General features: G+C 50.6%; 11 protein-coding genes. 10 read left to right on the top strand and 1 reads right to left on the bottom strand.

The window, feature by feature from the left end; translation table 11 throughout:
* Window positions 1–27 precede the first annotated feature (27 nt).
* The 8 genes from H6F72_RS11125 (at window position 28) to sds (ending at window position 11,856) form a co-directional block, all read left to right on the top strand.
* A complete protein-coding gene (locus H6F72_RS11125) occupies window positions 28–2,439 on the top strand; it encodes an ATP-binding protein (protein WP_190434776.1) in 2,412 nt (803 codons plus the stop codon).
* Between the two features lie 48 nt (window positions 2,440–2,487).
* Entirely contained in the window at window positions 2,488–3,192 is a 705-nt protein-coding gene (locus H6F72_RS11130; protein ID WP_190434781.1) for a PD-(D/E)XK nuclease family protein, read from the top strand.
* Window positions 3,193–3,367: 175 nt separating this feature from the next.
* Window positions 3,368–4,003 carry an HPP family protein gene (locus tag H6F72_RS11135; RefSeq protein WP_190434784.1) on the top strand — a complete coding sequence of 212 codons (636 nt, stop codon included), beginning with the start codon at window positions 3,368–3,370 and terminating at the stop codon, window positions 4,001–4,003.
* Between the two features lie 165 nt (window positions 4,004–4,168).
* Window positions 4,169–4,981 carry a carbon-nitrogen hydrolase family protein gene (locus H6F72_RS11140; protein WP_190434786.1) on the top strand — a complete coding sequence of 271 codons (813 nt, stop codon included), beginning with the start codon at window positions 4,169–4,171 and terminating at the stop codon, window positions 4,979–4,981.
* A gap of 90 nt (window positions 4,982–5,071) precedes the next feature.
* Window positions 5,072–6,577 (top strand): cation:proton antiporter, encoded by a 1,506-nt coding sequence (locus H6F72_RS11145; RefSeq protein WP_190435100.1) that lies wholly within the window; start codon window positions 5,072–5,074, stop codon window positions 6,575–6,577.
* A gap of 539 nt (window positions 6,578–7,116) precedes the next feature.
* Window positions 7,117–8,949 carry an N-acetylmuramoyl-L-alanine amidase gene (locus H6F72_RS11150; RefSeq protein WP_190434788.1) on the top strand — a complete coding sequence of 611 codons (1,833 nt, stop codon included), beginning with the start codon at window positions 7,117–7,119 and terminating at the stop codon, window positions 8,947–8,949.
* A 22-nt stretch (window positions 8,950–8,971) separates the two neighbouring features.
* Complete coding sequence (gene murI / locus H6F72_RS11155; protein WP_370527483.1) at window positions 8,972–9,892, top strand: glutamate racemase; 921 nt, start codon at window positions 8,972–8,974, stop codon at window positions 9,890–9,892.
* A 992-nt stretch (window positions 9,893–10,884) separates the two neighbouring features.
* The gene (gene sds / locus H6F72_RS11160; RefSeq protein WP_190434793.1) at window positions 10,885–11,856 is read left to right on the top strand and encodes a solanesyl diphosphate synthase; all 972 of its coding nucleotides are present in this window, start codon (window positions 10,885–10,887) and stop codon (window positions 11,854–11,856) included.
* A gap of 78 nt (window positions 11,857–11,934) precedes the next feature.
* On the opposite strand, the gene H6F72_RS11165 is transcribed toward sds, so the two are convergent.
* On the bottom strand, window positions 11,935–12,411 hold the full coding sequence (locus H6F72_RS11165; protein ID WP_190434796.1) for a hypothetical protein: 477 nt from the start codon (window positions 12,409–12,411) through the stop codon (window positions 11,935–11,937).
* A gap of 76 nt (window positions 12,412–12,487) precedes the next feature.
* Here H6F72_RS11165 and hetZ point away from each other — a divergent pair, with 76 nt between their 5' ends.
* Together hetZ and H6F72_RS11175 are read left to right on the top strand one after the other, a co-directional pair.
* Window positions 12,488–13,681: a heterocyst differentiation protein HetZ gene (gene hetZ / locus H6F72_RS11170; protein WP_190434799.1), complete on the top strand. Its 1,194-nt coding sequence runs from the start codon at window positions 12,488–12,490 to the stop codon at window positions 13,679–13,681.
* 11 nt (window positions 13,682–13,692) lie between these two features.
* Window positions 13,693–14,805, top strand: coding sequence for a PatU (locus tag H6F72_RS11175; RefSeq protein WP_190434802.1), 1,113 nt, complete (start codon window positions 13,693–13,695; stop codon window positions 14,803–14,805).
* Window positions 14,806–14,902: the final 97 nt, after the last annotated feature.

Raw genomic sequence — 14,902 nt, forward strand, 5'->3', positions numbered from 1 at the left:
GAGAGCAATCTCAACCAAGATTTGCTGATGAACGATGAAGACAAAACCAGAGAGCAACTCCTCGACGAAATTGCAGCACTACGGCAGCAAAATCATGAACTGGAGGTTTTGCATCAGCATACCCAGGCACTAAAGCAAGCAGAGGCTGAGCGCCAACAACTGCTGTTGCGCGAGCAGGCCGCTCGGACAGTCGCAGAATCAGCCGAAAGACGAGCCGCATTTTTAGCAGAAGCCAGCCGAGTTCTGGCTAGTTCTCTCGATTACGAAGCGACCTTGGAAAGTGTGGCTCAACTCGCCGTCCCGCCGATCGCTGATTGGTGTTTGGTGGATGTCTTAAATCAAGACGGGACCTTGCGACGCTTAGCCATTGCCCACCTCGATGCCACGAAAGTAGCCCAAGCTTGGCAGCTAAATCAGCGTTATCCTCCCGTAACTCACGCCTCTTCTGGCCCTGCTTATGCAGTGCGAATGAGAGCCTCAGAACTGATCCCTCATATCTCTGAGGAGATGTTGATTGCTTATGCTCAGAACGCTGAACATTTAGAGCTGTTGCGGAGTTTGAGTTGCCAATCTGCAATGGTGGTGCCGCTGATTGCTCGCGATCGCGTCTTAGGCGTGATTACCTTCGCAACGGCTGAATCAAAGTGGCAGTACAACACAGTAGATCTGGTTTTGGCAGAAGATTTAGCGCAACGAGCCGCGATCGCCGTAGATAATGCTCGTCTCTATCAAACCGCCCAAGCCGCCCTGCAAGAACGAGAAGCAGGATTGCGGCTCCAGCAAAGCGTTGAGCAAAAGCTGACTTTATTGGTCGAAGCTTCTAGCACCTTAATTAGTTCTCTAGAGCTGACGGTACTGCTGCCTAAGATTCTAGACCTGTCTTGCAATCTAATTGCTGCCGATGCTTATGCGGTCTGGCGTTTCTTACCCTCCCTAAACAAATGGCAAGTTGTTTCAGCCGCCGGATTGTCTGAGGCTTACCAGCAATCTGTGATTCAGGTGACAACTGCTACACCTACGATGCCAGACGAACCATTTGTGATCGAGGATGTAGAACAGTCGCCCCTCCTAGAAATGCGCAAAGCGGGCTATCGCCAAGAAGGAATCATGGCGCTCCTAGTACTACCGCTAAAAATTCATGGAGAAACTTCTGGGACTTTGGTGTTTTATTACCACCAACCCCACCCATTCCACGATACCGAAATCCGAGTGGGGATGGCCTTGGCTAACTTGTCGGCTTCAGCCATCGGCACAACCGAGCTATATCAGGAGCAGAAGCGCCTACGCGCAGAAGCAGAAGCAGCTAACCGCATCAAAGACGAATTTTTGGCGGTGCTCTCTCACGAATTACGCACCCCTCTGAATCCCATTTTGGGCTGGGCCAAGTTACTGAGAGGTGGCAAGCTAGAACCCGCCAAAGTGGATTTAGCCCTAGAAACCATTGAGCGCAATGCCAAGCTGCAAACTCAACTCATCGAAGATCTGCTCGATGTCTCTCGGATTCTCCAAGGGAAGCTGACCTTGACGGCTCATCCCGTGAATTTAGTGGCTGTGATTGCCGCTGCGATCGAAACAGTCCGTCTGGCAGCAGAAGCCAAATCGATTCGCATTCACACCTTCTTCGAGGACGGCGTCGGTCAAGTTTTAGGGGATCAAAACCGACTCCAACAAGTAGTTTGGAATTTGCTGTCCAATGCAGTAAAGTTCACCCCCGCAGGCGGGCAAGTAGAAGTGAAGCTAGAACAAATAGGGAGTCAAGCCCAAATTCGTGTGAGTGATACAGGCAACGGCATCGCCCCAGAATTTCTATCTTATATCTTTGACTACTTTCGCCAAGCAGACAGCACGACCACTCGCATCTTCGGCGGCTTAGGTCTAGGACTGGCGATCGCTCGGCATTTAGTAGAACTGCATGGTGGTATGATTCAAGCCGCTAGCGCCGGAGAAGGGCAAGGAGCCACATTTGTCATCCGCCTACCGCTGTGGCAAGTCGAGGAAAGAGATCAGCATGAACTGCTGCCTGGAGATGCTGCCGTTCTCAGCCTGCAACCCTGGCTAACAGCCTTGAGAATTTTGCTGGTGGATGATGATGCCGACACCAGAGAAGTGGTGGAGTTCATCTTGAGCCAAGCTGGAGCAACCGTCACTGCTGTAGGTTCTGCGGGGGCAGCCTTACAAGCGCTGAGCCAAGCTCAACATGATTTGCTTTTGAGCGACATTGGCATGCCGCAAATGGACGGTTATATGCTGATTCGTCAAGTGCGATCGCTGCCTCCCGAGCAAGGTGGCACTATTCCCGCGATCGCCCTAACCGCCTATGCGGGAGAGTTAAATCAGCAACAAGTACTAGCGGCTGGTTTCCAACAGCATGTCGCCAAACCCATCGAGCCTGATTATCTAATTAAGGCGATCGCCCAACTAATGGGACGAGTGGATTAGAGCGCCAGAGGCTACAAACTTCTAGAATAAAGCGTTTGCTCTTGATCTATGTCCTTGGAATCGCAGCGACTTCCTCACTACACCGCCAAAACGGTACGCGAAAACGGCAAACAATATTATGTCAATGCCCAAGGTAGACGTTTGCCGAGTGTCACCACCATTCTCAATGCCACTAAACCCCAGGCTCATCGCGAAGCTTTAGCAAATTGGCGCGATCGCGTGGGGGCAGCCGAAGCCACTCGCATTTCTGGGGCCGCAAGTCGGCGCGGGACGGGGACCCACAAGCAAATCCAGCGTTATTTGTCCGGTGAAGCAGTGGTTTGCTCAGAAACCGTGCAACCTTACTGGGACAGTGTCGCACCCGTGTTGCAGGAAATTCACCAGATTCGCTTAGTCGAAGGTTTCGTATTTCATGAAGACTTGGGTTACGCCGGACAGGTAGACTGTGTTGCTAGCTATCAAGGCGTGCCCTGTGTCTGTGAGTGGAAAACGGCAGATAAACCAAAGCAAACCATAGAGCGGCTGTACGATTATCCCTTACAGTTAGTTGCCTATTTAGGCGCAGCTAATCAGCTATATCAAGACCACGAACTAAACTTGGCGCACGGATTGTTAGTTGTGGCTCTCCCTGGCCTGGCAGCCGAATTATTTTGGTTTGACTCAGAAGCCCTCAGTGCTTACTGGCAAGAATGGGAAGCGAGAGTCGCGGAATTTTGGCGGCGGGCAAGGTATTGGAGGAAAGGGGAAGGATGAAGGATAAAGGATGAAAAGGTTAGAGCTTGGGAACCTGCGATCGCTGCTCTCTGCGCTGCTCTCTGTGCTAGGTATTATTGCCTTATTGCTCAAAAATCTGTAACATACAGAACAATTCATCATCAAATTTTGTGTATCACCTGTCCCCATAGACAAGGGCTTACACGACTCCCCTATGAAAAGCCACTTTCCCAACCTGCGTAGAGTAGAGCTAGATCAGTCATTACAAGCTTCACCCCCACGGCGTTTTAAGGCAAATAACATCAGGCGGTTTGTTCGGGTCAAGCGATGGCCTCAGCGCTGGAACAACTATGTTGGCAAAATGCGGGGAACACCCATTCAACTGCCGCAGCCGAATTATAAATATGTGTTGTGGTCATGGTTGGGCGCTTTCTTAGCGATCGCCACCACCGGATATAGTTCTGCGATCGCTCAAGCTCCAATGTTGATTGCGCCGTTTGGAGCCACCTGTGTTTTAGCTTTTGCAGCGCCTGAAAGCCCTTTGGCGCAACCGCGTAACATCGTGGGCGGCCACTGTTTAGCGAGTCTGATTGGCTTGGCTTGCTTGCATCTGTTTGGCTCGGAGGCTTGGGTGATGGCGCTGGCAGTAGCGACCGCGATCGGTTGTATGCAGTTGACTCATACGCTGCATCCACCCGCCGGAGCTGACCCACTCGTGATCATCATGACAGGGGCAAGTTGGAAATTTTTCTTTACCCCAGTACTGACAGGCTCGATTTTGCTGGTGTTGTGCGCGGTCGTATTTAATAACCTGGCAGAAGACAGAAAATATCCTAAGTACTGGCTTTAGGAATTACGACCCAAAAAATGCAGCAAAAAGACGCGGCAAGCTAAGAATCGTTGCAGTCAAACCCAAAGGTGATAAACCATGCGACTTTGCAGGGGAAGATGGATATAGGCCACAATATTGGTTCTAGCTCACATTACTGACCTTGCATCTTTGTTAGCGACATCTATGAAGTCTTATCTGGCTGCCGCCATTCAAATGAATAGTCTGCCTAATTTGGAAAAAAATTTAGTGCAGGCAGAAGAACTGATCGACCTTGCAGTGCGGCAGGGCGCAGAATTAATCGGGTTGCCAGAAAATTTTTCCTTTTTAGGAGATGAGGACGCCAAGCTGGATCAAGCGGAAGCGATCGCCGTTGAGAGCGAAAAATTCCTCAAAACAATGGCTCAGCGTTTTCAAGTCACCATCTTGGGCGGTGGGTTTCCGGTTCCCGTCGGCAATGGCAAAGTTTACAACACAGCCTTGTTGATTGATCCGAGTGGGCAAGAGTTGGCTCGCTACGAAAAGGCACATTTGTTTGACGTTGACCTACCAGACGGCAACACCTACCGCGAATCTAGCAGTGTACTCGCAGGCATGCGGGTGCCGCCCATCCATCCTTCTAAGGAGCTGGGCCAGATTGGGCTGTCGGTGTGTTACGACGTACGCTTTCCAGAACTATATCGGCATTTGTCTCAGATGGGTGCGGAAGTGCTTTTTGTGCCCGCCGCATTTACAGCCTATACAGGCAAAGACCATTGGCAGGTTTTGCTGCAAGCTAGAGCGATCGAAAATACTTGTTATGTGGTTGCACCCGCCCAAACAGGTCGCCACAACAGCATACGGCAGTCACACGGCCATGCCATGATCATCGACCCCTGGGGCGTGATTTTAGCGGATGCGGGAGATAAACCAGGGATTGCGATCGCCTCGATTGAACCTGCGCGTCTAGACCAAGTCCGTCGTCAAATGCCTTCCTTGCAGCATCGCGTGTTTGTCTAAATCCAGCGTTTCTGGCAGGACTCCTAGCCTAGAGCAGATTAATTCTGTAAAGAAACCTGTACATTAGACAAAATGAGTTCTGCGGAAGCAATGGCTGATTTAACTGCCTGGGTAGCCTCCTCCATCTTCTCCATGCCTTTTGTTCCTCCTGCTCCCTTGCTGGCAACGGCAGCGGAAACGGAGAGTAGTGCTCTCGTCCTAGCAGGAGTATTGCTGAGCTTAGTTGTTGTTTACTTAGCTAGCAAAATTGGTGGTGAACTTTGCGCTCGAATTAACTTACCGCCAGTTTTAGGAGAGCTGGTGGGCGGTGTTGTCGTGGGTGTCTCGGCCCTACATTTGTTGGTTTTTCCGGAAGGTGGGGCCGATGCTTCCACCTCCGTAATTATGAATTTCATCCAAATGACCACAGGCTTGAGTTCGGAAGCGATCGCGAGCCTGTTTTCCGCTCAGAGCGAAGTTGTCTCGGTCCTAGCGGAACTGGGTGTTGTGATTTTGCTGTTTGAAATTGGTCTGGAATCAGACTTGAAAGAACTGATTAGGGTGGGTCCTCAAGCAGCAGTGGTGGCTGTGGTAGGAGTAGCTGCACCCTTTGCCGCAGGCACAATTGGGCTTATCACCATTTTTGGTGTGCCCACGATACCCGCAATTTTTGCTGGGGCAGCTCTAACCGCTACTAGTATTGGCATCACCGCGAGAGTTTTGGCAGAGATTCAGCGCCTCAGCTCCCGTGAAGGCCAGATTATCATCGGCGCGGCGGTCTTGGATGACGTGCTTGGCATCATTGTTCTGGCGGTCGTAGCGAGCCTCGCCAAAACCGGAGAAATTGAAGTCACAAATGTAATTTATCTGATTATCAGCGCCACAGTCTTCCTAGTAGGCTCGATTCTCCTGGGCCGCTTTCTCAGCCCCTTCTTTGTCTCTTTGGTCAACCAACTGAAGACCCGCGGCCAACTGCTGATTTCCGCCTTAATCTTTGCTTTCATCTTGTCCTACATTGCAGCCGCAATCCAGTTGGAAGCCATTTTGGGGGCATTCGCGGCAGGCTTGATTCTGGCAGAGACAGAAAAACGTGGTGAGCTAGAAAAACAGGTCATCCCCATTGCCGACATGCTAGTGCCGATTTTCTTCGTCACTGTGGGTGCTAGAACGGATATCGGTGTCCTCAATCCAGCGATTCCCAGTAATCGAGAAGGGTTGATTATGGCAGCCTTTTTGATCGTGGTGGCGATCCTGGGTAAAGTCATCACCGGATTAACAGTGTTTGGTCAGCCCAACATTAATCGGCTAGCCATTGGAGTTGGCATGATTCCGCGGGGTGAAGTGGGCTTGGTCTTTGCTGGCGTAGGGTCAGCGAGTGGTGTCCTGTCTAAATCTTTAGAAGCAGCCATCATCGTGATGGTGATTCTAACCACCTTTGTCGCGCCTCCTCTGCTGCGGCTGGTGTTTCAAAATGGCCCGGATGCCTCAGCCACTGAGCCAGCAGACTTGGCGTTGGCAGCAGGTCAGACTCAACCCTTGACTGAAACCGTTGGGCTGCAAGGCGATCGCGTTGAATCAGACACTCTCGAATCCAACAGCGAGCCTGGGCAACATTAGCCAATCAGCTGAGACAACCGGTACATTTGGAGGATTTCCACCTCAGAATCCTGAGGAGGTTCGCTGTAGGTTGATTAACACTATTGGATGAAACTTGTGTGGCTGAGTCTGCGTCCAATCGCTTATCAATCTCAATTGAACAGGTGAGTTTGAGCGCAGCAGGCTGCTGCAAAAACGATGGCCGAGTCCGTTGGCATCGTCGAAGCTGCAAGCAACGTCTGCAAATCATGCGTTTAACCGAGACTCTAACTTGAAAGATTGGTGGGTGTGAGGAATGTGGAGCAACAAGTCAGTTGCCAATGACCAATGGAATAACGCTGTTGGAGCAGTCTGGTTCAGGCAAAAGAGCCTACTAGCTAATCAACTTCTAGCTTCTAAGGCTGTGGTGTGACCTAAATCGTGGTATTTTTCAACGCAGCCTTCAAGTTTGAACTTAGCAGAGGAACATGGCCCAGCATGGGGTTTGGCTTACTGAATTGGGTTGATTTCCAACTCGCCAATAGCTTACAGCGACGCAATCCAAACGAGGAGAAATCACAGTGAGGCTTCACTGGCTACTACCCAGCTTTCTGGGCATTATTTTGCTGTCGTCCCCTGCAGAAGCGGCTAGACTACAGTCTTGGCAATTTAATGCCAATCAAAATCAACTTGACTTCACAACTGACGATGGGGTGCAACCCAGAGCGCAATTGATTGCTAATCCCACGCGCTTGGTAATTGACTTACCAGGTACTAAGGTGGGCGGAGCCTTGAGAAATCAATTGGTCGGCGGAGCCATCCGTTCTATCCGGGTCGGCCAGTTTGATCCTCAAACCACTCGCATCGTTGTGGAGCTGACACCGGGCTATACGCTCGACCCACAGCAAGTCAAGTTTCGAGGCCGTTCGGCCAATCAATGGTCTGTGCAACTGCCAACTCCTCAACCTGTATCGTCTAATACTCCTGGGTTCGTAGTCCCCGGTTCACCCGTCAACCCTACACCTCCAGCCACTTCCCCAGTAGTAACGGGGGCGACCACTCAAATTCAGAATGTCCAGGTCACCCCTGATGGCATCTTTGTCCGGACGACGGGTAGAGCCCCAGAGGTCGAAGTCGATCGCAGTAATAATGGACAGCAAATCGAAATTTCCCTTAAAGGGACCGCTATTTCTCCTCGCCTGACCCAGCGATCGCTATCGATTAACCGCTATGGAGTCAGTCAGCTTCAGGTGACTCAGGCTCAAGCATCTCCTCCAGTCGCTCGCATTACCCTCAATGTGGCGAGAAGCAGCCCCAATTGGCAAGCTACAGTCAGTAACTTGGGTGGCGTAGTCCTCGTTCCCACCGGAGGAGTGACAGCAGCCACAGTCGATAGCCAGCGCCCCACCCCCAATAACTCGCGGCCAGTTCCCACCAGCCCTCCGGATACAAATCAGGTAGCCACCATTGAAGCGGTGGACCTAGAAAATAACGGTAATCAACTGCTGATTCGCGGCGATCGCTCGTTCACCTACACCACTGGTTGGGACCGCAATTCGGGGCTATACCGGATTACACTCAACTCGGCTCGATTGGCTGACCGGGTGAGGGGGCCTAAATTGGATGCAAGCAGTGCGTTGCTACGAGTACGCGTGCGGCAAGAAGACCCCCAGACAGTCGTCATTTTGCTCCAACCCGCAGCGGGTGTGCAAGTTGGGGACATTAACCAGCCCAGCAACCAAATATTAGCTTTACAGCTGCAACGGTCGCGTCCAGCACCAGTGCTGCCTCCAGGTAGCACAGTCGGGTCTATTCCAGTCCCACCTCCCACCAACAGACCACCCACGACCAACCTGCCTCGCGTTCCCAACGGGCGACTAGTCGTGATCGTTGACCCAGGGCACGGCGGACCTGATCCGGGTGCCGTTGGCATTGGCGGGCTCCAAGAGAAAGGCATTACTATGGACATTTCTCGTCAGGTAGCCGCAAGACTACAGCAACAAGGTGTGCAGGCAGTTCTGACGCGCGAAGATGACCGAGACTTAGATTTGGAACCTCGCGTTGCCTTAGCAGAGCGAGCGAATGCTAGCTTGTTTGTCAGTATCCACGCTAACGCCATTAGCATGAGCCGACCTGATGTCAATGGGCTGGAAACCTACTATTACAGCAGCGGCGAACGCTTGGCTCGGACTATCCATAGCAACGTGCTTCAAGGGACTGGAGCCCGCGATCGCGGAGTTCGCTCAGCGCGATTCTTTGTGCTACGCAAAACTTCTATGCCTTCAGTCTTAGTAGAGGTTGGCTTTGTGACTGGTGCAGAAGACGCGGCTAGACTGTCAACGTCGAGTTATCGGACTCAAATGGCTGACGCGATCGCACGTGGTGTTCTACAGTACATCCAGCAAAACTTTTAGTTCCACCTGAATGCAACCATCCGTGTCTAACCACTCACAGCCGCACTCCACTTCCCTTCCTAGCAACAATTTGACCTCAGAGCCGCAAGCTAGTTTAGAACCCAGTCTGCCTACACCGTTTGCCACAGAACGACAGCGGGCCTACATTGGTGTGTTTGACAGTGGGGTCGGGGGACTCACAGTTTTGCGAGAGCTATATCGGCAATTGCCCAACGAGTCAATTCTCTACTTTGGAGATACGGCTCGCCTCCCCTATGGCACGCGATCGCAAGCAGAGATTTTGCAGTTTGTGCGGGAGATTTTGACCTGGATGGTGCAACAAGGGGTCAAGATGGCAATCATGGCCTGCAACACTAGCTCAGCTTTGGCTTTAGAAGCAGTCCGGCGGGAGTTCAAAATTCCCATCTTGGGTTTAATCTTGCCAGGAGCCCGCGCCGCAGTTCAGCAGGGCAGCCGCATTGGTGTGATTGCCACTCCTGCCACCGCAGCTAGCAATGCCTACCGTCAGGCTGTTCAAGAAGTGGATGAAACGGCTGAAGTGTGGCAAGTGGGATGTCCGGAGTTTGTACCCTTGGTAGAGCAAAACCGCATTAGCGATCCTTACACCTACCAAGTCGCTCAGGAGTATTTGGCTCCCCTATTGCAGCAGCAGATCGACACGCTTGTTTACGGCTGTACCCACTATCCTCACTTAGCACCTGTACTACGCAGCCTATTGCCGCCCTCTGTGAAGCTAGTCGATCCGGCAGTTAGTGTGGTAGCTGCAGCAGCCCAAGAACTAGAGTTACTCGGGTTGAGAAATATCCGATTGCCGTTACCTACCCGCTTTTGTGTGAGTGGCAACCCGGAACAGTTCGCTCAAGTTTCTGTTCAGTGGCTTGGATTCACCCCGACCGTCGAAAAAATCAATCTTCCAGAAGTACTGAGTCAAATTGTTTCTTGAACCACCGCTGAGCTGTTACCGCTTCTCTAGGCCAAGGCTGGAGCAACTCTAGTCTTGGTATTTTTTCTGGGCAGGGGGGAAGATTAAGACAGCGCAATTTGAGCGATCGCTAGCCTTAAAGCTACGCCACTACTTACTTCAAGCACTCAACTTCTAGAGTGCTCCGTCTTTCTGGCTAAGCGAAACAATTTAGCGTGGCACCTTAGAACTTCGCTGAGCCAACATCAGTAGCAAATAGATTGTAAATAGGTACCCTGTGGCTAGGAGCAGAATAATGGCTGGAATATCGTGATACATAAGACGGCCAGGAGCAAAGCGGGGTTGGCGAAGGAAAGCAAGCTCAGGACAAACAAAGCTAAATTAGCCTGCAAGAAATCACTGGTGTAGCCCCTAGACACACCAACTAATCTCTATCAAGTTGCTCAGCCCAACTGCCGCCTCTAGCCCCTCAAATTCTGGTTCGGCTACAAAAGACCAAGATTGTAAGCTACAACCCCAACAACATAAGTCTTTTAATTTAGGCAGCAGACAAAACCCCCACTGCCACTAGCACAAGGAGAAACCAGAAGACTGAACTGCCATTACCTACTGAGTATCTCAGTAGAGCAGACGATACAGTTACCCTGAGGCAACTCACAGTCTCAGTCGCTTTGTAAAGTATGAAATTGTTGAAATCCTTGTCATCTAGACTAACACATGATTTCCGTGTTTTTGGACCTTACTGCACAAGTTAAGTCGCTAGAAGTGGCTGCAATCGAAAAATTGCAAACAATTGGGTTACTGCAAAACTTGTCACCTTCCCAAAGTCAAGTTCTGCGGTTGATTTCCTAGGCTCAAACGCCCAATCTACAGTAACTGTTGGCTCACAGCGAGGTCGAATTATCAATCAGCTAAAAACAAATCTTTCATAATGCGGGAGGGTTAGCTTAAAATGAGGTTAGGATATGTAAAATTTCGTAACCTAATATCGTAACGCCTGAGCTGGCCTCTCCATGACCTCAGCTACTTCTTTGTTCTCTACTGTCGAAACTGACCTACGGGTCTTGACAGACAATCTGAAAAACTTAGTTGGTGCCCATCACCCCATTCTCTATGCTGCCGCCGAGCATTTATTTGGAGCGGGGGGAAAACGGCTGAGGCCAGCGATTGTCTTTCTGATCTCGCGAGCCACCATGCCAGGTCAAGACATCACTGCTCGGCATCGACGCTTGGCTGAAATCACTGAAATGATCCACACAGCGAGCCTCGTCCATGATGATGTCGTGGATGAATCAGAAGTTCGTAGGGGTGTTCCCACGGTCCATAGCAGCTTCGGAAACCGCATCGCAGTGCTAGCGGGCGATTTTCTTTTTGCTCAGTCCTCTTGGCATTTAGCTAACTTGGACAACTTAGAAGTCGTGAAGCTTCTGTCTAAAGTGATTATGGACATGGCCGAGGGGGAAATCCAGCAGGGGTTGAACCGCTTCGATACTAGCTTGTCGATTGAAGCCTACTTAGACAAGAGCTATTACAAAACAGCTTCCCTCATCGCTAACAGTGCTAAAGCCGCAGGTGTGCTCAGCGATGTCCCATCCTCAATGGCTGAGAACCTATACAACTATGGTCGTCATATTGGCTTAGCATTCCAAATTGTGGATGACATTTTTGACTTCACTGGTTCTTTGGAAGCTTTAGGAAAGCCTGCTGGATCAGATTTAAAGAGTGGCAACCTTACCGCCCCTGTTTTATTCGCCCTTAAAGAAAATCCGATTCTCGAAGGCTTGATTGAACGAGAATTTGCTCACGAAGGCGATCTCGATCATGCGATCGCCTTGATTTTAGAGAGCAATGGTATGGAGCGATCGCGTGAACTCGCAGCTCACCATGCCCAAAGTGCCATAGCCTGCCTCAGTGACCTTCCTCCCTCCGAATCCCACCAAGCTTTAACAGAAATGGCAGATTACGTCTTGAGTCGGCTGCATTAAGCGCCCAGTCGGGAAGCTATCCTCAAAAGCAGTTCGCCTCGGCAATTGGACAATCAACTAAAAAGTTCAGCCAACAACTTAAGCCACATCCGGCGGTAAGTTGTTGCTTGGCGTGGAAAGCTGTTGCATGTGTCCTTGAATTAACTTCGTCAACTCTTCACGTACAATTTCGGTGCCAATATCAACATTGCCAGGGGTATCGAAAAAAATCATGCCGTCTAAACCTGGCATGGAGATGAGGTAAAACAAAATGTGCGCGATTGGCATGGGTAAGGCCAGCACCTCAGGATCTTGTAACTGATAAGGGCCTGACGCCACATCTTTTAGGGTAGAAAAAGCATAAACAACGTTCTTCTCGACCCCAGGTTGGGAACGCTGGTTTAAGGTTGTTACAATCCAAGACTGATTCAGGGTTTGTAAGACATAGTATTGAGGGTGCCGCAATCGTCCTGCTATTTGCTTCAAAATGGGGGCGATCGCTTCAATTAAGCGGGGTGTAGTGCCATCTTGAGGGGCTTGCTCGATCAGGACTTGAATCTGCTGGTCTAGATCCATGCTGGAGTCTCGGAAAGATTAATCATTCTCAGTCTAGACTTTCTTCAAAATTGCTTCAAATTTATGGCTGGTGAGTATGCTAGGGTCTTGGTTAGCTGTTAACCATCATGGGGAGATCTGCCGCGACGTGGAGGCAATTTTTCAGCTACTGTTCAATGAACTTAGGCTGTCAACGGGAGCGTCTGAGCAGAATTGTACGGATGTAGCAGAGCGTTTGACGCAAGAAGTAAAAAGAATTTGCACTGAAAGTAAGCGGATTCAGGCTTCTGGAGAAGTAGAAACTTGGGCGATCACCTTAGCTCGGCATCGCCTCACTCAGTGTTTGACCTACTACAAGCTAGGGTCACGGCGGGGTCGAGTCGAGCTGCACAGTACCCTCAGTGCCGTGATCTATCGCTATATCACCCCCTCCCAAGGACAATCCAGTTATCAAGCCCGATTAACCTTGATCGAGGATTTTCTGCAAGGGTTTTACATGGAAGCCTTGAATGCATTTCGGCGGGAAACCCAGATGCCAAAGGCTTACTGCCCCAAAACCTTGCTAGAGCTAGCAGAATACATGGCCTTTACAGAGCGCTATGCTAAACGCCGCATTCCTCTGCCAGGGCACCGAAATCAGCAATTGATCATTCTGCGAGCCCAAACCTTCTCGCAACAGCAACCCTTAGAAACTTACGTAGATATTGAGCAAGCCGCCGAGGGAGCTTCTCAAGAAACCGATCAAGCTTGGAACGCAGCTTCGGTACAACAACTGCGGGAGCAAATGGTGGCTCAAGCCCCAGAACCCGCCGATGACAGTTTGCGTCACACCGTTGTGACTGAGCTGATGGCTTACCTGGAGGAGCGGCAGCAGAGTGACTGTGCAGACTACTTCGCTTTACGACTGCAAGATTTACCTGCCCATGAAATTGAGGCAATTTTAGGGCTAACCCCTCGTCAGAGGGATTACCTCCAGCAGCGATTTAAGTACCATTTAATTCGATTTGCGCTCTCTCACCATTGGGAATTGGTGCATCAGTGGCTAGAAGCTGACTTAGAACATAATCTGGGTTTGACACCCCAGCAGTGGGAGGCCTTTCAAACGCAAATCAGTGCGCAACAGCTTAGAATATTGCAGCTAAAGCAACAGCAATTTACCAATCTCGCGATCGCTCAAGACGTTGGGTGCACAGTAACTCAAATCCAAAAACAGTGGTCTCAGTTGTTGGAGCAAGCTTGGGAAATTCGCAATAGCCTAGTATCCGGAGCAAGTCCATCTACAGATGAATAGGGGTTTAGGAGATGACTAAGAATCCTGAATCATTTTCCGAAGAGTTACTCGCATGGCTACTGCAAGACTCCAACTCAGCTGAATTTTCAACTGAGACGGGTGCCAATTCTATCAATTCAGGCAACCAGGCTCAGGTTGAGCCGCTCGCTTCTAGTCAAGCGAACCCAGCGGTTAACTATGAGAGTAACAGTCCTGAATTAGCAGACTTAGATCCGTTGGATTCAGAAGGGATAGACTTTGCACTGACTAACTCCAGTGAAGTGCCAGCCTTCTCCCCGCACTCAGGGAGCCAATCACTCAAACCGGGAGAAATACTTACTGTGCAAGACAGATTCCACGCTCTTTTAAAGCGTCGATTACAAACTGAAATTCAACGCCATCCGCCCCTGTTTCCTTGGGAATCGGAGGTCTATGCTTACGAGCCTGATCAAGTTGACTCAACTGTGGTCGGGCAGGTTCCCAGGCGGTTATGGGCAGCTCAACTACGCAACCTGAGTGTCCCCGTTGCGCTACCAGAGGCGGTTCTGGCTCAATTGCTGGACCAATGCCAAGATTTGCTGCAAACTTCTTTGCGGGAAGGAGCCAAATTAGTTCGAGCGGTTGAGACCTTATTTCCGGGCCATACTCAAACTCTGAATGATTTGGCTGGTATGGTACTGGTGTCTCCGGCTCGCTCTGGAACCTTGGATGCTCAGATGGGATCCTCCCTATTAGAAACGAGCACTAAGTTTCCCGATAGTTATGAAGCGGCTACACCGAAGCAGCAAATGGCGCTATCCCTTCTGGCGGCTCGCGAAATTTTAAGTTCGCTAACTTTATCGATTTCAGCTAGCCAATCTTGCCTGGAACGCCAGTGGTTAACAGCAGCAGGGCTGTTGACCTTGGAGATCCGCTATCAGCCTCAAGCAGAACCAAGACTCCGGGTGCAAGGTCGGTTACCTTCCGGTGGCAGCTTAAAGTTACAAGGGCGATCGACTCAATCAACCGCTTCTCGGTCGCGACCGGGTTGCATTAGCGTTGAGGTATTTGATCCACAACCCAATCAAACCTATCCTCTAACCGTGGAATTCTACGACCAGGAGCAAGAGCCGCTGGTCTTTGTGATTCAGCCGCTGAGCGATTGAGTGCTTAACCAGAATTGATTTTGTACAGAAGCGCTAGGATAACTCCAAGGCGCTTATGGTTGGCTTGCTACCAACCGCTGAGCGGCTAGAGTTAACT

Origin of the sequence: Trichocoleus sp. FACHB-46 (assembly GCF_014695385.1) — a bacterium.
Classification (GTDB): domain Bacteria; phylum Cyanobacteriota; class Cyanobacteriia; order FACHB-46; family FACHB-46; genus Trichocoleus.

Bases quoted from the DNA above. Each gene is read 5' to 3' on its own strand.
- H6F72_RS11125 (WP_190434776.1), top strand. From the start codon at position 28: ATGAACGATGAAGACAAAACCAGAGAGCAACTCCTCGACGAAATTGCA.
- H6F72_RS11130 (WP_190434781.1), top strand. From the start codon at position 2,488: ATGTCCTTGGAATCGCAGCGACTTCCTCACTACACCGCCAAAACGGTA.
- H6F72_RS11135 (WP_190434784.1), top strand. From the start codon at position 3,368: ATGAAAAGCCACTTTCCCAACCTGCGTAGAGTAGAGCTAGATCAGTCA.
- H6F72_RS11140 (WP_190434786.1), top strand. From the start codon at position 4,169: ATGAAGTCTTATCTGGCTGCCGCCATTCAAATGAATAGTCTGCCTAAT.
- H6F72_RS11145 (WP_190435100.1), top strand. From the start codon at position 5,072: ATGGCTGATTTAACTGCCTGGGTAGCCTCCTCCATCTTCTCCATGCCT.
- sds (WP_190434793.1), top strand. From the start codon at position 10,885: ATGACCTCAGCTACTTCTTTGTTCTCTACTGTCGAAACTGACCTACGG.
- H6F72_RS11165 (WP_190434796.1), bottom strand. From the start codon at position 12,411: ATGGATCTAGACCAGCAGATTCAAGTCCTGATCGAGCAAGCCCCTCAA.
- hetZ (WP_190434799.1), top strand. From the start codon at position 12,488: ATGCTAGGGTCTTGGTTAGCTGTTAACCATCATGGGGAGATCTGCCGC.
- H6F72_RS11175 (WP_190434802.1), top strand. From the start codon at position 13,693: ATGACTAAGAATCCTGAATCATTTTCCGAAGAGTTACTCGCATGGCTA.